The 19,998-nt window shown below is 42.9% G+C and carries 25 protein-coding genes and 2 pseudogenes; 19 read left to right on the plus strand and 8 right to left on the minus strand.

Translation table 11 applies throughout. The features are described from left to right. Positions 1-102: 102 nt before the first annotated feature. The gene (gene zitB / locus AAHH42_RS10385) at positions 103-1,032 is read right to left on the minus strand and encodes a CDF family zinc transporter ZitB (RefSeq protein ID WP_072551102.1); all 930 of its coding nucleotides are present in this window, start codon (positions 1,030-1,032) and stop codon (positions 103-105) included. A 1,067-nt stretch (positions 1,033-2,099) separates the two neighbouring features. Here zitB and AAHH42_RS10390 point away from each other — a divergent pair. The 3 genes from AAHH42_RS10390 to AAHH42_RS14850 are packed head-to-tail and all read left to right on the plus strand — an operon-like array spanning position 2,100 to position 3,110. Further along, the gene (locus tag AAHH42_RS10390; protein WP_072551101.1) at positions 2,100-2,585 is read left to right on the plus strand and encodes a dermonecrotic toxin domain-containing protein; all 486 of its coding nucleotides are present in this window, start codon (positions 2,100-2,102) and stop codon (positions 2,583-2,585) included. Then, positions 2,567-2,839 (plus strand): dermonecrotic toxin domain-containing protein, encoded by a 273-nt coding sequence (locus tag AAHH42_RS10395; protein ID WP_162859982.1) that lies wholly within the window; start codon positions 2,567-2,569, stop codon positions 2,837-2,839. The genes AAHH42_RS10390 and AAHH42_RS10395 overlap by 19 nt, the downstream gene beginning before the upstream one ends. Positions 2,840-2,879: 40 nt before the next feature. Further along, on the plus strand, positions 2,880-3,110 hold the full coding sequence (locus AAHH42_RS14850) for a dermonecrotic toxin domain-containing protein (protein WP_119797232.1): 231 nt from the start codon (positions 2,880-2,882) through the stop codon (positions 3,108-3,110). Here AAHH42_RS14850 and AAHH42_RS10400 read toward each other — a convergent pair. Further along, a protein-coding gene (locus tag AAHH42_RS10400; protein WP_240313793.1) for an IS5 family transposase occupies positions 3,063-3,886 on the minus strand; the annotation gives its coding sequence in 2 pieces (ribosomal slippage) (positions 3,063-3,499 and positions 3,499-3,886; 825 coding nt in all). The genes AAHH42_RS14850 and AAHH42_RS10400 overlap by 48 nt on opposite strands. A gap of 124 nt (positions 3,887-4,010) precedes the next feature. On the opposite strand from AAHH42_RS10400, the gene AAHH42_RS10405 reads away from it, so the two are divergent. The 9 genes from AAHH42_RS10405 to AAHH42_RS10445 all read left to right on the plus strand — a co-directional run bounded on the left by AAHH42_RS10405 (position 4,011) and on the right by AAHH42_RS10445 (position 9,559). Further along, positions 4,011-4,448: a hypothetical protein gene (locus tag AAHH42_RS10405; RefSeq protein WP_342221071.1), complete on the plus strand. Its 438-nt coding sequence runs from the start codon at positions 4,011-4,013 to the stop codon at positions 4,446-4,448. A gap of 28 nt (positions 4,449-4,476) precedes the next feature. Next, complete coding sequence (locus AAHH42_RS10410; RefSeq protein WP_072549715.1) at positions 4,477-4,845, plus strand: IS630 transposase-related protein; 369 nt, start codon at positions 4,477-4,479, stop codon at positions 4,843-4,845. A gap of 265 nt (positions 4,846-5,110) precedes the next feature. After that, on the plus strand, positions 5,111-5,302 hold the full coding sequence (locus AAHH42_RS10415) for a transposase (protein WP_342221998.1): 192 nt from the start codon (positions 5,111-5,113) through the stop codon (positions 5,300-5,302). Between the two features lie 203 nt (positions 5,303-5,505). Beyond that, positions 5,506-6,222: a hypothetical protein gene (locus tag AAHH42_RS10420; protein ID WP_119963832.1), complete on the plus strand. Its 717-nt coding sequence runs from the start codon at positions 5,506-5,508 to the stop codon at positions 6,220-6,222. A 173-nt stretch (positions 6,223-6,395) separates the two neighbouring features. Then, positions 6,396-7,219 (plus strand): IS5 family transposase gene (locus AAHH42_RS10425; protein WP_342221072.1). Its coding sequence is split into 2 segments (ribosomal slippage): positions 6,396-6,783 and positions 6,783-7,219, totalling 825 coding nucleotides; the frame shifts between segments, so codons are not numbered across the junction. Between the two features lie 25 nt (positions 7,220-7,244). Further along, entirely contained in the window at positions 7,245-7,961 is a 717-nt protein-coding gene (locus AAHH42_RS10430; protein ID WP_342221073.1) for a phage tail tip fiber protein, read from the plus strand. Between the two features lie 130 nt (positions 7,962-8,091). After that, on the plus strand, positions 8,092-9,114 hold the full coding sequence (locus AAHH42_RS10435; RefSeq protein WP_342222063.1) for an IS630 family transposase: 1,023 nt from the start codon (positions 8,092-8,094) through the stop codon (positions 9,112-9,114). Between the two features lie 86 nt (positions 9,115-9,200). Continuing rightward, the gene (locus tag AAHH42_RS10440; RefSeq protein ID WP_342222098.1) at positions 9,201-9,347 is read left to right on the plus strand and encodes a hypothetical protein; all 147 of its coding nucleotides are present in this window, start codon (positions 9,201-9,203) and stop codon (positions 9,345-9,347) included. Next, positions 9,287-9,559 (plus strand): IS630 transposase-related protein, encoded by a 273-nt coding sequence (locus tag AAHH42_RS10445; protein WP_342221074.1) that lies wholly within the window; start codon positions 9,287-9,289, stop codon positions 9,557-9,559. The genes AAHH42_RS10440 and AAHH42_RS10445 overlap by 61 nt, the downstream gene beginning before the upstream one ends. 35 nt (positions 9,560-9,594) lie before the next feature. Here the strand turns inward: AAHH42_RS10445 and AAHH42_RS10450 are convergent, their stop codons facing one another. After that, complete coding sequence (locus AAHH42_RS10450) at positions 9,595-9,786, minus strand: transposase (protein ID WP_342221998.1); 192 nt, start codon at positions 9,784-9,786, stop codon at positions 9,595-9,597. A 265-nt stretch (positions 9,787-10,051) separates the two neighbouring features. Further along, the gene (locus AAHH42_RS10455) at positions 10,052-10,420 is read right to left on the minus strand and encodes an IS630 transposase-related protein (protein WP_072549715.1); all 369 of its coding nucleotides are present in this window, start codon (positions 10,418-10,420) and stop codon (positions 10,052-10,054) included. Positions 10,421-10,537: 117 nt separating this feature from the next. Here AAHH42_RS10455 and AAHH42_RS10460 point away from each other — a divergent pair, with 117 nt between their 5' ends. Both AAHH42_RS10460 and AAHH42_RS10465 read left to right on the plus strand, forming a co-directional pair. Then, positions 10,538-10,918, plus strand: coding sequence for a transposase (locus AAHH42_RS10460; protein ID WP_342221075.1), 381 nt, complete (start codon positions 10,538-10,540; stop codon positions 10,916-10,918). 23 nt (positions 10,919-10,941) lie between these two features. After that, positions 10,942-11,073: pseudogene (locus AAHH42_RS10465) on the plus strand (IS481 family transposase); the annotation flags it as partial. A 166-nt stretch (positions 11,074-11,239) separates the two neighbouring features. Here AAHH42_RS10465 and AAHH42_RS10470 read toward each other — a convergent pair. Further along, positions 11,240-11,506: a hypothetical protein gene (locus tag AAHH42_RS10470; protein ID WP_342221077.1), complete on the minus strand. Its 267-nt coding sequence runs from the start codon at positions 11,504-11,506 to the stop codon at positions 11,240-11,242. Between the two features lie 577 nt (positions 11,507-12,083). Here AAHH42_RS10470 and AAHH42_RS10475 point away from each other — a divergent pair. Further along, positions 12,084-13,178, plus strand: a complete 1,095-nt coding sequence (locus AAHH42_RS10475) for an ISAs1 family transposase (protein ID WP_342220836.1) — start codon at positions 12,084-12,086, stop codon at positions 13,176-13,178. Between the two features lie 464 nt (positions 13,179-13,642). Further along, positions 13,643-15,373, plus strand: a complete 1,731-nt coding sequence (locus tag AAHH42_RS10480) for a putative mucin/carbohydrate-binding domain-containing protein (RefSeq protein WP_342221078.1) — start codon at positions 13,643-13,645, stop codon at positions 15,371-15,373. Positions 15,374-15,439: 66 nt separating this feature from the next. On the opposite strand, the gene AAHH42_RS10485 is transcribed toward AAHH42_RS10480, so the two are convergent. After that, on the minus strand, positions 15,440-16,462 hold the full coding sequence (locus AAHH42_RS10485; protein WP_342222064.1) for an IS630 family transposase: 1,023 nt from the start codon (positions 16,460-16,462) through the stop codon (positions 15,440-15,442). Positions 16,463-16,747: 285 nt separating this feature from the next. Next, entirely contained in the window at positions 16,748-17,035 is a 288-nt protein-coding gene (locus tag AAHH42_RS10490; protein WP_342221079.1) for an IS4/Tn5 family transposase DNA-binding protein, read from the minus strand. 156 nt (positions 17,036-17,191) lie between these two features. On the opposite strand from AAHH42_RS10490, the pseudogene AAHH42_RS10495 reads away from it, so the two are divergent. From AAHH42_RS10495 to AAHH42_RS10505, 3 genes and pseudogenes are all read left to right on the plus strand, one after another. Beyond that, positions 17,192-17,422, plus strand: a pseudogene (locus AAHH42_RS10495) (transposase); the annotation flags it as partial. Positions 17,423-17,478: 56 nt separating this feature from the next. Further along, positions 17,479-18,303, plus strand: coding sequence for an IS701 family transposase (locus AAHH42_RS10500; RefSeq protein WP_342221080.1), 825 nt, complete (start codon positions 17,479-17,481; stop codon positions 18,301-18,303). A gap of 274 nt (positions 18,304-18,577) precedes the next feature. Next, positions 18,578-19,600, plus strand: coding sequence for an IS630 family transposase (locus tag AAHH42_RS10505; protein WP_342064682.1), 1,023 nt, complete (start codon positions 18,578-18,580; stop codon positions 19,598-19,600). Here the strand turns inward: AAHH42_RS10505 and AAHH42_RS10510 are convergent. Then, positions 19,583-19,987, minus strand: a complete 405-nt coding sequence (locus tag AAHH42_RS10510; protein ID WP_342221081.1) for a helix-turn-helix domain-containing protein — start codon at positions 19,985-19,987, stop codon at positions 19,583-19,585. The genes AAHH42_RS10505 and AAHH42_RS10510 overlap by 18 nt on opposite strands. Positions 19,988-19,998 lie beyond the last annotated feature (11 nt).

Genomic DNA, 19,998 nt, shown 5'->3' on the forward strand with positions numbered 1-19,998 from the left:
CGCCCACAAGCCCGCCAAAGATGGTGGGCTGAGGTGTGCTTGAACAAGGTTTCATCCTATCATGTAACATTAGTGATAAGTAATGGCTCGACGTAATGTCAATTAATGATGATGTACCTTACAGGTAGTGCTAACTAACTGGCCGATATCACAATCTGCTTTCTTGCAATGTTGATATTCTGTCTGGATAGTGGCGTGGGCAATATTATAGTGTGTTAACAGATACTGTTGAATTCGCTGCAATAAATCATCGTGATCATTGGGTGGAGCAACCTGCACGTGTAGCGTCATTAAACGCTGTTCACCCGCTTGCCACAAATGAACATGATGAACGTCACGAACTTCATCGATGTTAGTGCACAATGCCTGACGTAATTTATCGATATCTACGTCGTGCGGGGCACCTTCGAGCAATTCGTGAAAGCTTTCTTTCAGTAAACGCCAGGCACTACGTAATACTAGTACTGAAACTAAGATAGACAAGATAGGATCTATCGGTGTCCAACCCGTCATTAGGATCACAATCGCAGCGACAATCGCACCTACTGAACCCAATAAATCGCCAAGTATGTGCAAAGTTGCAGCGCGTACGTTGATATTTTTTTCTTCCGTGCCACGATGCAATATCCAGAAAGAGAAGAGATTAGCAAAAAATCCAGCGATAGCAACTATTAGCATAGGAACGCCCAGTACGTCATGTGGTTCCACAAAACGGTGCATCGCTTCCCAGACAATCAATAAAACGATCAAAAATAAAGCGCCGGCGTTAACGAACGCCGCTACGGTGGTCAAACGCAGATAACCAAAAGTATGGCGCATATTGGGTTTACGCTGTGCAAAGTGAACGGCAACCAGTGCGAGCAGTAACGCCATCGCATCAGTTACCATATGACCCGCATCCGCTAATAGTGCTAGCGAGCTAGAGAGTAAACCGCCAATGACTTCTGCAACCATAAATAAGGTGGTGATTATAAAGGCTATCAGTAAACGTCTACTATTACTGTCTTGTAGAAAAAATGAGGAATTAGCCATCGTTTATCCTAAAGTTATGTGCCAAATTTCATTATGGCGGATTTTTTATGATCTGGGATTGTACATCACTTCGCATTATCCACCCGCGGGTGGATGCTTTTTTTATCATTTAGTGGAATGGCTACAGGCTATCAATTACTTTGCCTACGCCAGTGTTTTGCCTTCGTCGCTGATGGCACCTCTAAGATTGGCCCGTGTTTGTCTCTACCAGTGTAAAAAATAAGGCTATCAGCGCACATTAAAGTGGTACTTCACAAGGTTTTAGATGCCCCTATTAGAAAAAAAATTGCCGAGGGAGCCTTTTAGATTAGAGTACCGCCTGGTTATTCACTGTACAATATGGAGGAATGATGCTTAACGTCTACTGGTACAAACTCATATCCATGGTACAAATAAAATTGCGCATAAGGAAGTATAGCCTTTCAAGTCATTTGTTCTGAACGCAACAACCATCACCGTGATGGAAGGAATCTGTACTGATAAATTAGAAACGGTGACGACTGAGGAGATTCGAGCTACCATTAATGCGAACAGTTAAAAAAACTGGACGGTTCGATGCGATAAACCGATTTGGAACGACAAATAACACCTCAACTCCTGTGGGGCAATATACGTGATTCGATCTTTCTTTATGATGATGGCTGTCTCGTGTTCGACAAGATTACTATATCGTTGATAAAAATTTCCTGCATCACATTGAGTTGGTTAGGTGGTAATATAAGGGAATTATTAAGGGAATTGGGGTGGTAATTTGTGTCTATGTTGATGCAAACACACAAGGCCACTGGATTATTGATTACCGTATTTACGATCCATAGGTTGATGGTAAGAAGAAAATCTAAACAATTAACCGGTCTTGAACACTGTCAACACCGTAAAGCATGTATTCAAATCATATCACTTGTGCTTTTTTATTTTGAATACACCTCGCTGATATAAATAGAAAAAATAAACGAACTCTCCATCAAGTTAAATTTGGAGTGCTTGGTGATTCTTTCTATCAGCAATTGAAAAATCCCTCACAGGGAACGACGCTTTTGTAAGTCCTGATATTAAGAGAAAAAAACATGCAAACTAAACCTACTAATGTGCAACCATCTCAGGATGCTCTTGCCTTAACAACCGAATGGCATATGGTACCTTACAGCGAATATAATGCTGGTACATCTTGCTCAGCGCCTGCTGAAGGCGTTATTCAGGAAGATTTGTTGCTCAGGGACAGAAAAAGCTATATCGAAAAAGTAAATAGACTGAAAGAGAATTACCCACAAATAATCCCATCAGCCGCAAAATATCTCAAAGATGCTATTAAAGAAAAATATGGTTTAGATATTAATCCCAATAAAACTTTTTTTAACAGATTTAATTATGCATCCAGTTCATCTGAAACTTTTATTGGCTGGGAGCATAATGGTATTCCCGTGGAATCAAAAACATTAACGGAACGTTTGTTAGGCAATTTTGGTGCCGAAGATCGCCTTAATTCCGACGAACTCAGTAGCAACAATTTGGCAAACACAATGAGGTTCGCCTGTTGCCCGTTGATTTTATGAAAATAGTAATCGAAAGTAACTTTAGCAAGAAATATATAGATAAACTCCGTGAATTCTGGAGAGCGAATGAAGATACTTTTCGCATCGTGAATAAAAGATTATTTATCGCCTCAGCCAGACATCAGCACGAGACTGGGAATTTATCTGCGCAAGGGCTGGCGCTGGTACTGAAGACAACTGCAGGAGACACCCTGAACGATCGGAAAATTTCCATGGTAGAATTGGAAAAAAATTTTCTGACCGCAAAAAAATAGCCTATCTACCTTTGATATTTATGGCTATCCGGCAAACGATATGCTGTTGGTTCACGGTGCCAACGGAAAAATTATTTTATACAAACCAGGTGGTGATAAAACATTTCATGAGTTTGATGATAAACAACAGCTTAATAACTGGGTTCTGGAACAGGCTGGAGACAGTCATAAGCGCGCGGAACTTGCCAGTCACTTTTCATTAGACCTCTTCGGAAACTCTGATTTATCTAATTTCCATGTTATAAATTGCTGCAATCAGATTAAATCGTAATCCAAAACGTTTTCGCCTGTTTCGATAACGATCTGATACGATTTTAAATCGTTTAATCATACCAATGACATTTTCGTTTAATACACGCTGGCTTGATAACTCACGATTGTTGCGTTTATCTTCTTTTGTTAAGGGATTTTTCTTTGTCTTTTTCTTAGGCAACGCCGAGTTTGAATGGATCTTGCCAAGCCCTTGGTAACCTGTATCTGTCACTGTTTTGATTTCAGGATGTATTCGCACGCCAGACTCTTTGAACAACCTAAAATCATGACGCCTCCCATGAGTAAAGCTTGTACAGATGACTGCTTTGCTTTTTTTATCGACGATCACTTGGGTTTTTAAGGTGGGTCGTTTCTTTTTTCCTGAGTAAAACTGCTTTTGTTTTTTTGGGGACGTTCAATCGGCGTTTCTGTGGCATCAATAAGAACGAGCTCATACTCCCTATCACTTTTTAATAAAGCTTTGCGTCCAGGGAGTGCAAAATCAGGATGCTTTATTAGCGTATTTTCTATCCATTTAATCGTTTCATAGCAGGTGCTCTCACTCACCCCATCGCTTCGGCTAACATGAAAATAAGTGCGATATTCCCGTAGATACTCAAGGGCCATTAATAAGCGATCTTCTAAACCCAGCTTGGGTTTCCGACCTCCTTTCCCTTGCTTACATTTATCTGCTTCATTCAATATCTTTATCATCTTTTCAAATGTACTGCGTTTAACTCCGGTTAAGCGCCGAAATTTTTCCTCTTCCAATACCTTTATTTGTTCATATTTCATGGGGGCTCCTTGTTCAGGAGATTTTTAACAACATTCCTACATGAATGCTATAGCAGGCGCCGTATCAGTTGATTATGAAAATTAGAAATAACATATTGATATTAATTAATATTTATTAACAAAAGTGATCACGTTACATGGCGCCTGCTATAGTTTCCGAAGAGGTCTATTATATAACCGACAGGACGGTCATTCTTATTCTGGAGTTGACACTGCTCTCAGGGAACTTGGCCAGAATCACTGGGACAGTAAATACATTAATTATGATCCAAAACCCATCAGAGAAGACGCTTTTACCTGGTTGACACAACAGGCTAAAGAGCGCACGGAAGCTGATGCCAATACACTGACTACCACCAATGGTGAGGTTTTCAAAGAACAACTATTAATGAACCTGAGAGCGGCGGCAGATATAGCAGCCGTGAGCATGCTCATTTTTCCAGGACTGGGGAGCCTGACGTTGTTGGGCATTGGCGCAACTCAGACTGGACTGGGTACAGATAAAGCCATTAACGGTGATACGCAGTTACAACGCAGCCAGGGTGTGGGTGATATAGCGTAGGCTTTATAAATTGATGTATAATTTCAAGATGACTTATCCATTAAAATTTCGCCAACATGTATTGGCTATTAAAGAGCAAGAAAAGCTTACATATGCCCAAACGGCCACACGTTTTTGTATTGGGACCGCAAGTCTGATGCGCTGGGCTAAACGAATAGAACCTTGTCTGACACGTGATAAACCCGCCAGTAAAATAGCTCGAGCGGCGTTGATTCTTGATGTGGAAACCTACCCTGACGCGTCTCAATACGAGCGAGCCCAACGTATGGGAGTGAGCGCTAGAGGTATCTGCCATGCGTTGAAACGGGCAGGGTTTAGCTATAAAAAAAACATTTTATCATCCAAAAGCCAACGCCCAATCCCGAGAAGATTTTCAGATCAAGATCCAGGCCTATGAAGCCAGCGAGACCCCTATTATTTACGTTGATGAAAGCGGTTTTGCTCATGACATGCCCCGCCTCTACGGCTATTGAGCTAAAGGTAAGCGGTGTTACGGTCAACATGATTGGCACGCTAAAGCATGTACCAATGTCATTGGCGCTCAGCTTAACGGAAAATTAACCACCGTTTGTGCCTTTGAATACAATATCAATAGCGATATTTTTCATGCGTGGGTAACCCAAGACTGACTGCCAAAAATCCCTCAAGGGGCTGTTATCGTGATGGATAATGTGAGCTTTCACAAACGCCAGGATATCCAGTCTACTAGACAAAAATCTGGTTTTATTCTGGAATATCTCCCGACGTATTCTCCTGACCTCAACCCGATTGAGCACAAATGGGCTCAGGCTAAAGCCCTTCGTAGGAAACGACAATGCGATATCGACACTCTCTTTTCTGACCCTTTGTTTTGAATCAATTTATACGGCTACAGCCATATGATTAACGGCGGGGTCAATATGCTGTTTGGCACGATGGGGACAAGAGCCCCCATTGATGAATCTAAAGTATTAGACCCTCAAATTTTTGATGCATATGAAATCCAACCAGGCCTTTCAGCCGGATCTTCTCCACCTGATATACTTCAGAGGATGTTTCAGGAACATTTGCCAATCGTATGTCTAGCCGTATCAATCGTATGTTAAGTCGGACTGTGGTGCATGAACGAGGACTAAAAGCTATTTGGCAAAACGATGTTGTTAATGGCCGAGCAATTCATGATACTGTAGATGATATGGTGGAAACCCTTCGGAAAGCTAGGACTGCGCTTGATACTGAAAAAGGGAGAAAAATAGCAGCTGCGTATTTGGGATATGACACGCCCGGTGAGTTGACTGATATAGACATTAAAAATATTAAGAAAAATATAGAATCTCTTGAAGAGACCGGAAAATGGTTGCAAAGCAATGAAAAGAGTGTAAGGAGGGTGTCGATCCACGATCAAAAAAGAGGGAACGTCGTTGCGTATTATAGTCCAAAGAAAAATAAAATAGCGTTCAATGATGCGTTTTTCACAAAGGATAGAACGGAAAGGTTACAAATTCTGTTACACGAAAGTGTGCATGCAAGTATTAAAGTGGATGGTGCACCAGTACCAGATTACTATTATTTGAGAGGCACTGGTCGACCAGAAGCAGAGGGCATCCTTCCGCACCCCACTACGAGCAGAAGAAATGAGCAATTAGGTATATCCCGTGGATCATTAAGGTTAAATTATTTCATGGGACGGGATGGGCATCTTTTATACAGTAATTTCATTAAAGGAATGGAAGCCGAAAATATAACACATGCTGCGATCATTTTTATGGAAAACCCAGAGGTTCGGCGCGGTTGATTAATAGACCTCTTCGGAAACTATAGCAGGCGCCATGTAACGTGATCACTTTTGTTAATAAATATTAATTAATATCAATATGTTATTTCTAATTTTCATAATCAACTGATACGGCGCCTGCTATAGCATTCATGTAGGAATGTTGTTAAAAATCTCCTGAACAAGGAGCCCCCATGAAATATGAACAAATAAAGGTATTGGAAGAGGAAAAATTTCGGCGCTTAACCGGAGTTAAACGCAGTACATTTGAAAAGGTGATAAAGATATTGAATGAAGCAGATAAATGTAAGCAAGGGAAAGGAGGTCGGAAACCCAAGCTGGGTTTAGAAGATCGCTTATTAATGGCCCTTGAGTATCTACGGGAATATCGCACTTATTTTCATGTTAGCCGAAGCGATGGGGTGAGTGAGAGCACCTGCTATGAAACGATTAAATGGATAGAAAATACGCTAATAAAGCATCCTGATTTTGCACTCCCTGGACGCAAAGCTTTATTAAAAAGTGATAGGGAGTATGAGCTCGTTCTTATTGATGCCACAGAAACGCCGATTGAACGTCCCCAAAAAAACAAAAGCAGTTTTACTCAGGAAAAAAGAAACGACCCACCTTAAAAACCCAAGTGATCGTCGATAAAAAAAGCAAAGCAGTCATCTGTACAAGCTTTACTCATGGGAGGCGTCATGATTTTAGGTTGTTCAAAGAGTCTGGCGTGCGAATACATCCTGAAATCAAAACAGTGACAGATACAGGTTACCAAGGGCTTGGCAAGATCCATTCAAACTCGGCGTTGCCTAAGAAAAAGACAAAGAAAAATCCCTTAACACAAGAAGATAAACGCAACAATCGTGAGTTATCAAGCCAGCGTGTATTAAACGAAAATGTCATTGGTATGATTAAACGATTTAAAATCGTATCAGATCGTTATCGAAACAGGCGAAAACGTTTTGGATTACGATTTAATCTGATTGCAGCAATTTATAACATGGAAATTAGATAAATCAGAGTTTCCGAAGAGGTCTATTTTGTTAAGTGGGCAAAATGGCAAAAAATTCTCGCCCTTTGCGGTAAAAAATAATCAAGTCTTTATACGTGAGGGCTTTATTCAAGATGCGACCATTGGCAGCGCTCAAATAAAAGAGGCCGCCATCACTAATACAAAAATTGGTGGGCCTCTCCAGTCGGCAAACTGGGCGGCAGGCCGTTCAGGATGGAAAATAGAGAAAGCCGGACACGCTGAGTTTAACGATGCCACCTTCAGAGGGACGATATATGCCACCGATGGCTGGTTTAAAGGGACAGTGTCTGCGGATAAAATAGAAGGGGATATTCTGGACATGTCTCCTAATTTTTTTAAAACAAAAAAAGGCAGCATTCCCGATAGCCAATCTGTAATATTCCCTTTGTTTTATATAAAAAAAACAGCCTCACCACGAAGAGTGTTGCTATTAGGGAGAAAAGAGAAAGGGATAGCCTTGAGCGTATCACCTGATTGGGTCAGAGCAACGATAACCCGTGATGGCATGGATGTGCAATACCTTGGGAAAGCCGGGGCGGGGCTATTAGGAGAGTATGTTAACGCTGTCAACGAAGATATTGATATCACCCTCCCGGCAGGTGAAGGGGAGGTATTAATTGGTTTAAGATTACAATCTACAAGGGGTAAGCTTAGAATGTTCAACTGGACGGCAAGCGGTGATATCTACACCATGAAAAACGCAGCCAGTATCAAAATAGCCTGATTAAGATGAATATCCTCCTATGAATTTTACCGTATGTGGGAGGACGTGTTCTGTCATCCAAAATTTTATATATACCCGTGATCAATGAAGATGCTTGATTTTGAAGTCGATAAGGATCATGCTCATAGCCATGAAAATAGAGCTGACTGCTGACCAGAAAATTACCCTCGAAGCCCAACATCGTCAAAGCCATGACCGCCGTGTCTGTGACAGGATCCGGTGTGTTTTGTTGTCCGCAGACGGCTGGACTCCCCCTATGATTGCTCACTCACAGCTCATTAATGAAACCACGGTGCGGCGCCACCTTACAGACTATCATAAACTCAACAAGCTCAAGCCTGAAAATGGCGGCTCCGATGGCTATCTCAATGCGGAACAGACCACGTCGCTGGTTGAACATCTCACCCAGCCGCTCTACCACCACAATCACCAAATTGTGGCGTATATCGCTGGACGCTGGAACATCACCTTTACCGTATCAGGTCTGTATAAAGGGTTGAAGCAGCATGGCTTTAGCTATAAAAAGCCGAAAGGTGTTCCGCATAAATTTGACGTTGAGAAACAACAGCAATTTATAAAGACCTACAGCGAATTGAAAGACGCCGCGGGTAATGACCCCATACTGTTTATTGATGCCGTTCATCCGACACAAGCCACCAAAATAAGCTACGGCTGGATACGAAAAGGCCAGGATAAAACGATAGAGACCACCGGGAGCAGAACGCGGTTGAATATCATGGGAGCCTTGAACATCCAGAATGTGGCTAACCCCATAATCCGTGATGATGAGACGATTAACAGCGAAAATGTGGTTCACTTCCTGTCTGCCATTCGCGCGCATTATCCCATCACGACAACGGCACATGTGATCCTCGAGGGTGCAGGCTATCACCGTTCACAGCTTGTGCAAGACGCCGCGCTTACGTTGAATATCCAGCTTCATTACCTTCCGCCGTATAGCCCGAATCTAAACCCGATAGAGCGATTGTGGAAGGTGATGAATGAGCAAACACGAAACAATAGATATTACCCATCTAAACAGAGTTTTAAGAACGATATCTTAAACTTCTTTGAGGTGAAGCTACCACAAATGGCAAGTTCTCTGGTATCTCGCTTAAACGATAATTGCCAGGCGCTAAATCCTGCATCTTGATTTCACTTGGGTATATATAGCATCGGCAGTATAAATTGATTTATACTGTTGAAATGAACTCTCCATTAAAGTTTCACTTTCTATAGATGACTTATCCCTTAAAATTCCGCCAACATGTGTTGACTATTAAAGAGCAAGAAAAGCTCACCTATGCCGAAACAGCCACCCGTTTTTGTGTGGGGACAGCGAGCCTAATGCGCTGGGCTGGGCTAAACGTATCGACCCTTGCCTAACTCGTGATAAACCGGCGACCAAAATAAATCACGCCGCGTTGCTCCTTGATGTGGAAACCTATCCTGACGCGTCTCAATACGAACACGCTCAACGTATGGGGGTCAGTGCTCGAGGGATAGGCGATGCGTTAAAACGGGCTGGGTTTAGCTATAAAAAAAACATTTTATCATCCCAAAATCGACGTCCAAGCACGAAAAGATTTTCAGACTAAGATACAGGCTTATGGCTGTAGCCGTATAAATTGATTCAAAACAAAGGGTCAGAAAAGAGAGTGTCGATATCGCATTGTCGTTTCCTACGAAGGGCTTTAGCCTGAGCCCATTTGTGCTCAATCGGGTTGAGGTCAGGAGAATACGTCGGGAGATATTCCAGAATAAAACCAGATTTTTGTCTAGTAGACTGGATATCCTGGCGTTTGTGAAAGCTCACATTATCCATCACGATAACAGCACCTTGAGGGATTTTTGGCAGTCAGTCTTGGGTTACCCACGCATGAAAAATATCGCTATTGATATTGTATTCAAAGGCACAAACGGTGGTTAATTTTCCGTTAAGCTGAGCGCCAATGACATTGGTACGTGCTTTAGCGTGCCAATCATGTTGACCGTAACACCGCTTACCTTTAGCTCAATAGCCGTAGAGGCGGGGCATGTCATGAGCAAAACCGCTTTCATCAACGTAAATAATAGGGGTCTCGCTGGCTTCATAGGCCTGGATCTTGATCTGAAAATCTTCTCGGGATTGGGCGTTGGCTTTTGGATGATAAAATGTTTTTTTTATAGCTAAACCCTGCCCGTTTCAACGCATGGCAGATACCTCTAGCGCTCACTCCCATACGTTGGGCTCGCTCGTATTGAGACGCGTCAGGGTAGGTTTCCACATCAAGAATCAACGCCGCTCGAGCTATTTTACTGGCGGGTTTATCACGTGTCAGACAAGGTTCTATTCGTTTAGCCCAGCGCATCAGACTTGCGGTCCCAATACAAAAACGTGTGGCCGTTTGGGCATATGTAAGCTTTTCTTGCTCTTTAATAGCCAATACATGTTGGCGAAATTTTAATGGATAAGTCATCTTGAAATTATACATCAATTTATACAGCCTACGCTATATGAAGCCTGTGGTACCCCGATAATTTACGTGGATGAAAGCGGTTTTGCCCATGATATGCCGCGTCTTTATGGTTATTGAGTGAAAGGTAAGCGCTGTTACGGCCAACACGATTGGCATGCCAAAGCGTGTACTAACGTCATTGGCGCCCAGCTTAACGGAAAATTAACCACGGTTTGTACCTTCGACTGCCATATCAACAGCGATATTTTTTATGCCTGGGTCACCCAAGATTTATTGCTAAAATCTCCTCCAGGGGCCGTACTTGTAATGGATAATGTCAGTTTCCATAAGCGCCAAGACATTCAGTCTGCTAGACAGCAAGCCGGCTTTATTCTGGAATATCTTCCCACTTATTCTCCTGATATGAACCCCATTGAGCACAAATGGGCTCAAGCTAAAGCCCTTCGTAGAAAGCGACAATGTGATATCGATACCTTGTTCTATGACCCTCTATTTTAAATCAATTTATACCGCCTATGCCATATGATGTGATGTTTCGGCGTAAAATTTATTCATCACTGGAAGACATTCAGCAAGACATCAATAAATGGCTTGCATTTTACAACAGAGAACAACCTCATTCAGGCAGGTATTGTTATGGCAAAACCCCCTTAGGAAACCTGGATGGCATCTAGGGGGTAGGTAAAAGAAAAACAACTCGATAATTTATCTAGCCCATCTGACAGTCAGACTACTTTGACAAATTCGATGGTTTAACTTGTGTCTGTCAGGTTAAGTTTGAGCTACTACAAATTAGATAAATGAGAGTTTCTAAGAGGTCTACTCATAAAATGAGCTTTCATGCTCTCGCCTTGACTTAGCCTGAAATTTAGCCTGCTCTACGACATGTTTTTGCACAACGCACCACTTCGAAATTTGTGTATAAATAAGAGATGAAGCTGAGGGACTATTAAGTAGATTAAGGTATTTAAACCAAGACTTACAAATATATGGTGTTTCTTTGTTTTTCTCTGCTCCAAAAGCCAAAATAGGCATTGGTAATAATAAGATGGGTAATATTTTTATAAACGACTTTATTTTCTTCATATTGTGTCCTTTTTCATAATATTTCATTGAATACCAGGGAAATTGCTCTATGTTTTTTTATTTTAAAAATCAAGCTATTAAAAAATAGCACGCTCGCTCCGCAATTTTAAAATTAGTTAATAATCATATAATTATAAAACATAGCGCGATGGCCCAGCATTGAATACGAACAGACTTTTGTAAGTTATTAATAGTAACCATAATGGGAGTGGTTTGCCAAAGTTACCGATGCTAATTATCCATAAAAAGCCTCTAATGTTTATTACGGACATACCAATATAACTTACGCAATTTTCATCTAAAATAGGATAAAGATTCTGTAAAGTGTCATAAATGAAACCAAGCCACTTAGACTACTGCCAGTATCTGATGGTAAGTCAGATAAATTACACCTTGACGAATTTTGCTAATCACACGCAAGACGTGAGTCACAATGCGATTACCCGCTATTTGCGAAACGACCACGTAACTGGCAATGCTTTTAGGCGTAATTAAGGCAGGGCGGGATCCCACTTTAATGTGAACTAATAATAGGCAGTAAGCTCATAATATTATGTATCCTAAAGAATATGTAATCATGAGTATTTTAAAGCAATTAGCCCTGATCCCTGACCCGCGTAAAGATATTAATATCAAACATCACCTGCTCGATGTTATTTTCCTGTTTTTTGCCGCCGTGTTAAGTGGGGCCTCGGGATGGAAATCCATCCAGGATTTTGGCGAAGCTCAGCTCGATTGGCTAAAAAAATATGGCTCTTATCATGGTGAGAGCCCACGTCGTCATTGTATTGCTAAAATCATCAATGCATTAGATACAAATTTGCTGATTCAATCCTTGTTTTTATGGATTAACGAACGACGCCAACGAGCCGGTAAGACGTTGCTCGCCATCGACGGTAAAACCTTGCGGAGAACCTGGTCTGAAGAGATTTGCACTGCGCTGCATGTGGTGAGTGCCTATGATGTTGATGCTGGTATTACGCTTTATCAAAAAGCGGCGAACAATAAGGGAAAAGAAGGAGAATTAGCCCGTCAGAGCATTGACGCGTTAGCGCTGGATAATGCTATTGTGACGCTCGATTCATTGCATTGCCAAACCTCAACTTCATCACTTATCACGCAACGTAAAGGCAATTTTGTGGTGCAGCTTAAAGCGACTCAAAAGAAGCTGTTTGAACAGGTAAAACAGCAATTTGCTTTTGCCTATGATAGCGATAAATTGCACGAATATACGCAGACTAATCAGGGGCATGGCCGGATAGAAAAACGTACGGTTATGCAAATTAATGCGGAATTACCCAATGAATTAAAAGCGAAATGGCCTACCATTCGTACTTTCATTGAGGTCGCTAGTGAACGAACAAAAAATAATGTCACCCACTGTCGGTCACGTTGGTATGTCAGCTCATTAACGCTGAATGCAGAACAAGCGGCACAGGCAATTCGGCTGCATTGGGGGATAGAAAATCAACTTCACTGGGTATTGGATGTGGTGTTTAGAGAAGATGAACTCTTGATAAAAGCTCCGGATGGAGCAGCCCATGTCGCTCTTTTCAATCGCGTCGCGTTGGGTGTGATTAAACAGCACAAAGGTAAACAAGATAGTATTGCCAGTAAACGTAGACGAGCCGCCTGGTCAGCCGATTTTCGTAGTAAACTTATTTTTGGTTAAAAAATCAGCAAAGTGGAATCCCGCCCTGGTCCGTGGGACACGTAGCATAAAATTTACTCCTGTTATCACCATATAGTCACACTAAGATAAAATAATCAATAAAAAACAAATAGACAAAATATTTTCGCTTATATAATAGGCGACAAAACACCACTTTTCAGTCACTATTTATCAATATGTTGCCTCTTTATTTCGACCTGTTATTTATCCATTGCACGTCAATATTATCCTTTGTTTTCATTTCCACCAACAGTGATCGCTGATTTTACGCATAGTGAATGCAATTTGCTCTCCTTCTGCTAGTCTTTTTATTTGATGCCAAATAAGGACTAGACTCATCTCAGTACAAAAACCAGTTTTTATGAATTTGCTACTGTCGCAGTTGGAGCGGCGGTGATCGTCGATGTAGAAAGTGATCAGGCCGATATAGCGGAAGCTACATCATAAAAGGATGTGTTATCATCATGAATAGAACTAATTTAATCAATACTATGGAAGAGCCGGATAACAAGATATCCGATGTAGGTTTAACAACGTCCACAGAGCAAAAACAGGTGATACCGCAGTCTGTGCTTGATGAAGAGCTAGCAACACAACTCATACATAAAATGATAGCAGCAAAAGTCATCGCTGGATTACAGCCAGATAAACTAGCAGATAAAGAAAAGGAACTGACCTTTCGCTATCTCACACCCCGTTATCACGATGTCATACCGCAACACACAAAACCGATATTCCGTACGGGTTTGACCACCTTTACCGTGCTACAACGAGAGATAACCCAGTTTATTCTTGATCAAATTGCAGAGAAAACCGGTCTGGAGTTCCGCCAGGTTGAGGGTGATGAACCCGCTGATATGGTCTTTGGTAATTTTCATGCTCCAGAGAGTACCCTTGGCGGTTTTGTTAATTTCGATGCTTCAACGAGTAGCCTTGTCGGTTTTGTTGATCCCATCACTGTCCCTCCTGAACGCAACGTAATCTGGATGAATACCAAGCGGAAGGCTCGCCTAGCTCCAGAGTATTTTAAATCTTTTCTTGTTCATGAAATCGGGCATGTGCTTGGGCTGGAGCACAGCGATGACCTGGAGGATCCTCGCACGATAATGTCGTATAGCTGGATTCCGAAGGAATTTCAGGTTGCTGACTTTTTGGCTTTATGGACCCTGCATGGTCGTGACAGCAATCCGCAGTCAGAGGAGCGAATAAGGGCAGGGGAACAGGCCAGGGCAAAGATGTGGGCAAGGATAAAGGAAGAGGTAACGCCAGGAAGCTATTGGAAAAAGTCACTTTTACGTGCGGGGGATACCGATATTGCTTTCGTTTCTATTGATAAAATACACAGCATGCTATGTGTTGATGTGTTCGATGAAGCAACAGAGGCAGATGATTATTTCAGAGATAAAACCTATGCTGAGATCAAAATCAGAAATCATGCAGGCAAGGTCATTTTTGAAAAAAAAATAAAAAGCACAGGTATGGTGTCTCCACGTGAAGAGATCCCATTTACTGAGGGCTATCAACTGGAAATTTATCATGCTGAGGCAGAAACCAGTTTACTGTCTGCCTCAGATATCCAGGGTGCATCAGTGCCCAATGCCAAAACAAACCGTTTTGTCATGACAAAAACCGGGCTGCAAAGGCTAATACCGGCTCATCAAATGACCCTGCTGGACAAGAATAATTATGCATTTGCTTCTCTTTCTGTGGACGCCGTCGCCGGACAGCTGGAGATTGATATCAGTAAACCCCTGGCTGATGAGCATGCTCAGGACTCCGTTTACGCAAGCATTAAAGTGATCAATAAAAAAGGCTGGGTGTTTTTTAAAAAAGAGATCAAAGGCAGTGATACCGGCATGTTACGTACCCGGGTTTTGTTTTCTAAGGGCGATAAACTGGAGATATATCATGCACAAGTAGAAGAATGCTTAAAAATTTTCTCTTCTGGTGTCAAGGTTGATTTTGCCGTGGCTCCAAAAACCACGACCTTTATCATGACATCGAGAGGTCTGGAAAAATGTTTTTTTTCACCTCAACCAACACAGGGCGATACAGCAGACAAGATGGCTCAGGCAATGTCTGGTTTTACCCCTCCCTCTTTAGGCGCCGTTTCCTGTCAGCAAGATAACAGGCTAACACCATCCGAATTTTTCAGTGCTTTGGTCAGCGCAGGGTCATACAGCGGCTTTTGGTAGCATGATAATACACTGGATAAATCATTTTCCCTGGCATAACTACTTATCGTATATACCCAAGTGAAATCAAGATGCAGGATTTAGCGCCTGGCAATTATCGTTTAAGCGAGATACCAGAGAACTTGCCATTTGTGGTAGCTTCACCTCAAAGAAGTTTAAGATATCGTTCTTAAAACTCTGTTTAGATGGGTAATATCTATTGTTTCGTGTTTGCTCATTCATCACCTTCCACAATCGCTCTATCGGGTTTAGATTCGGGCTATACGGCGGAAGGTAATGAAGCTGGATATTCAACGTAAGCGCGGCGTCTTGCACAAGCTGTGAACGGTGATAGCCTGCACCCTCGAGGATCACATGTGCCGTTGTCGTGATGGGATAATGCGCGCGAATGGCAGACAGGAAGTGAACCACATTTTCGCTGTTAATCGTCTCATCATCACGGATTATGGGGTTAGCCACATTCTGGATGTTCAAGGCTCCCATGATATTCAACCGCGTTCTGCTCCCGGTGGTCTCTATCGTTTTATTCTGGCCTTTTCGTATCCAGCCGTAGCTTATTTTGGTGGCTTGTGTCGGATGAACGGCATCAATAAACAGTATGGGGTCATTACCCGCGGCGTCTTTCAATTCGCTGTAGGTCTTTATAAATTGCTGCTGTTTCTCAACGTCAAATTTATGCGGAACACCTTTCGGCTTTTTATAGCTAAAGCCATGCTGCTTCAACCCTTTATACAGACCTGATACGGTAAAGGTGATGTTCCAGCGTCCAGCGATATACGCCACAATTTGGTGATTGTGGTGGTAGAGCGGCTGGGTGAGATGTTCAACCAGCGACGTGGTCTGTTCCGCATTGAGATAGCCATCGGAGCCGCCATTTTCAGGCTTGAGCTTGTTGAGTTTATGATAGTCTGTAAGGTGGCGCCGCACCGTGGTTTCATTAATGAGCTGTGAGTGAGCAATCATAGGGGGAGTCCAGCCGTCTGCGGACAACAAAACACACCGGATCCTGTCACAGACACGGCGGTCATGGCTTTGACGATGTTGGGCTTCGAGGGTAATTTTCTGGTCAGCAGTCAGCTCTATTTTCATGGCTATGAGCATGATCCTTATCGACTTCAAAATCAAGCATCTTCATTGATCACGGGTATAGAGATACTTCCCAACCCCTCTGTCTTTTTATGTGAGTCAAAGTTCAACTCTGATGTGTCCCTGAAGAGAAAAAACCAGTGAATGCCCCTCCAGACGTTTTTGTGTTTGCACACAATGTGTACGGAATATAGCAAGCGCCATGTAACGTGATCACTTTTGTTAATAAATATTAATTAATATCAATATGTTATTTCTGATTTTCATAATCAACTTATACGGCTCCTGCTATAGCGCGCTCTCGCTCACTCTCTCATTGCTAAAAAATCGATAAGCTCCTTTGGCCTGTGACCAGGAGCCATGACAGCTTGGGTAAATTGAACCTGACGCTTTTGATGATAATAAGCCCGCTGTTTCAAAAAAACGCTCTTTAAGGCGTTTATCTCCGAAATCAATTTGATGAAATTCTTCCCGGATCCACTCATTCCCATTACCCGTTACTGTTTTCATGTGCCTGTTTCCTGATTTAACTATTGACTCTACCAATAATCCAATTTCACCTGAATCATTTTTCATTCAACGTTGTGGGTAAAAGTGAGAACTGAACCCGATTGAGCACAAATGGGCTCAGGCTAAAGCCCTTCGTAGGAAATGACAATGCGATATCGACACTCTCTTTTCTGACCCTTTATTTTGAATCAATTTATACGGCTATAGCCATATGGGTCGTACAAAAAGGGGCTCAACAGCAAGATACACTTGGCCGTGGATGCGCAGGGTATGCCGGTCAGAGCGATTATTACATCAGGTACCACAGCGGATTGTACAGAAGCTAAGCGCTTGATGGAGGGAATAACAGCAGAAAATCTGCTGGCCGACAAGGGCTATGATAGTGATGAGATTGTCAGACAAGCTGAAGAAGCGAATATGCAGGTGGTGATCCCACCTAAACACGAGTTTCGCACTGTAATAAATGATGGTAAAAGGGGAGTAGAAAAAAAGATAAGAATGGTAATGAGATGTCAGGTTATCCCTGTACGAAAGACCTTTATAAAGCATTTTTACAAGCGAGTCGTGTGAGATATTCTAGTCTGGCGTTGTCAGAAGTGAGCCCGTCGAGGGTATCCCATGATAGCGTAATTTGCAGGTTAAAGAACCGCTGTTTTCGTCCCAAAGAGTTGTGGCAACTTGTCGCGCCCTCGATTGAGCGGGGAGCGCCTTGTTTAGTGATTGCGGCTGATACTGTGCTAGCAAAAAAACGGAGTAAGAAGATAGAGCTGTTTAATTATCAATATTCTGGTAATGAACAGGGTGTTATAGCCGGTATTGGTTTGGTTAATCTGCTGTGGCAGGGTCTTGAAACGGGAGAGTCAGTGCCTATTGACTACCGAATTGACGACAAAGAGACCGCCGGAAAAACAAAAAGCTCGCATTTTTGCGACATGCTCAAACTGGCAAAAGCGAGGGGCATAAGCCCTGAAGCGGTGGTGATGGATGCGTGGTATTCAAGTTTAGATAATCTCAACGCCATTCGTTCTCCTGGCTGGATTGGGGTCACCACGTTGAGAAAGCACCGGATAGTTAATCGTAACGTAACATTAGCCTCACTTGATATTCCAGAAGAAGGGCTTTCAGTACACCTGCGGGGCGATGGTTGGGTGACAGTCTTCAAGTTTGTGGCCAAACACGGTTGCATTGATTATGTTGCTACGAACCAAGAGACCCCCACCCGGAGACAAATTAGTGCTGTCACCGAAGCCCGTCGGTCTGTTGAAGTTTATCATCGGGAAATCACACAAACTTGTGGCATAGAACGCTGTCAGGCCCGCACAGGCCGGGCGTAAAGAAATCATATTTTTCTGGCCATGGCTGCCTGGTTTGAACAACATAAACGCCGTCTGTCCGAAAAAATAACTCTTTACCAACAAAATTGGGCTGTCATTAAAAACGCCATTACTGAACACATCAGATCACTCTTGGCTTCCCCAGGTTAGATCCGTGCGTAACTCGTGCTTAAAAGAATCGTAAAATTCAACGTGAATATGATAAAGCCCTTTATATACCCGTGATCAATGAAGATGCTTGATTTTGAAGTCGATAAGGATCATGCTCATAGCCATGAAAATAGAGCTGACTGCTGACCAGAAAATTACCCTCGAAGCCCAACATCGTCAAAGCCATGACCGCCGTGTCTGTGACAGGATCCGGTGTGTTTTGTTGTCCGCAGACGGCTGGACTCCCCCTATGATTGCTCACTCACAGCTCATTAATGAAACCACGGTGCGGCGCCACCTTACAGACTATCATAAACTCAACAAGCTCAAGCCTGAAAATGGCGGCTCCGATGGCTATCTCAATGCGGAACAGACCACGTCGCTGGTTGAACATCTCACCCAGCCGCTCTACCACCACAATCACCAAATTGTGGCGTATATCGCTGGACGCTGGAACATCACCTTTACCGTATCAGGTCTGTATAAAGGGTTGAAGCAGCATGGCTTTAGCTATAAAAAGCCGAAAGGTGTTCCGCATAAATTTGACGTTGAGAAACAACAGCAATTTATAAAGACCTACAGCGAATTGAAAGACGCCGCGGGTAATGACCCCATACTGTTTATTGATGCCGTTCATCCGACACAAGCCACCAAAATAAGCTACGGCTGGATACGAAAAGGCCAGGATAAAACGATAGAGACCACCGGGAGCAGAACGCGGTTGAATATCATGGGAGCCTTGAACATCCAGAATGTGGCTAACCCCATAATCCGTGATGATGAGACGATTAACAGCGAAAATGTGGTTCACTTCCTGTCTGCCATTCGCGCGCATTATCCCATCACGACAACGGCACATGTGATCCTCGAGGGTGCAGGCTATCACCGTTCACAGCTTGTGCAAGACGCCGCGCTTACGTTGAATATCCAGCTTCATTACCTTCCGCCGTATAGCCCGAATCTAAACCCGATAGAGCGATTGTGGAAGGTGATGAATGAGCAAACACGAAACAATAGATATTACCCATCTAAACAGAGTTTTAAGAACGATATCTTAAACTTCTTTGAGGTGAAGCTACCACAAATGGCAAGTTCTCTGGTATCTCGCTTAAACGATAATTTCCAGGCGCTAAATCCTGCATCTTGATTTCACTTGGGTATATGCCAGCCCTGATACGGTAAAGGTGATGTTCCAGCGTCCAGCGATATACGCCACAATTTGGTGATTGTGGTGGTAGAGCGGCTGGGTGAGATGTTCAACCAGCGACGTGGTCTGTTCCGCATTGAGATAGCCATCGGAGCCGCCATTTTCAGGCTTGAGCTTGTTGAGTTTATGATAGTCTGTAAGGTGGCGCCGCACCGTGGTTTCATTAATGAGCTGTGAGTGAGCAATCATAGGGGGAGTCCAGCCGTCTGCGGACAACAAAACACACCGGATCCTGTCACAGACACGGCGGTCATGGCTTTGACGATGTTGGGCTTCGAGGGTAATTTTCTGGTCAGCAGTCAGCTCTATTTTCATGGCTATGAGCATGATCCTTATCG

Source organism: Candidatus Fukatsuia endosymbiont of Tuberolachnus salignus (genome assembly GCF_964030845.1).
In the GTDB taxonomy this organism is placed as follows: Bacteria; Pseudomonadota; Gammaproteobacteria; order Enterobacterales; family Enterobacteriaceae; genus Fukatsuia; species Fukatsuia symbiotica.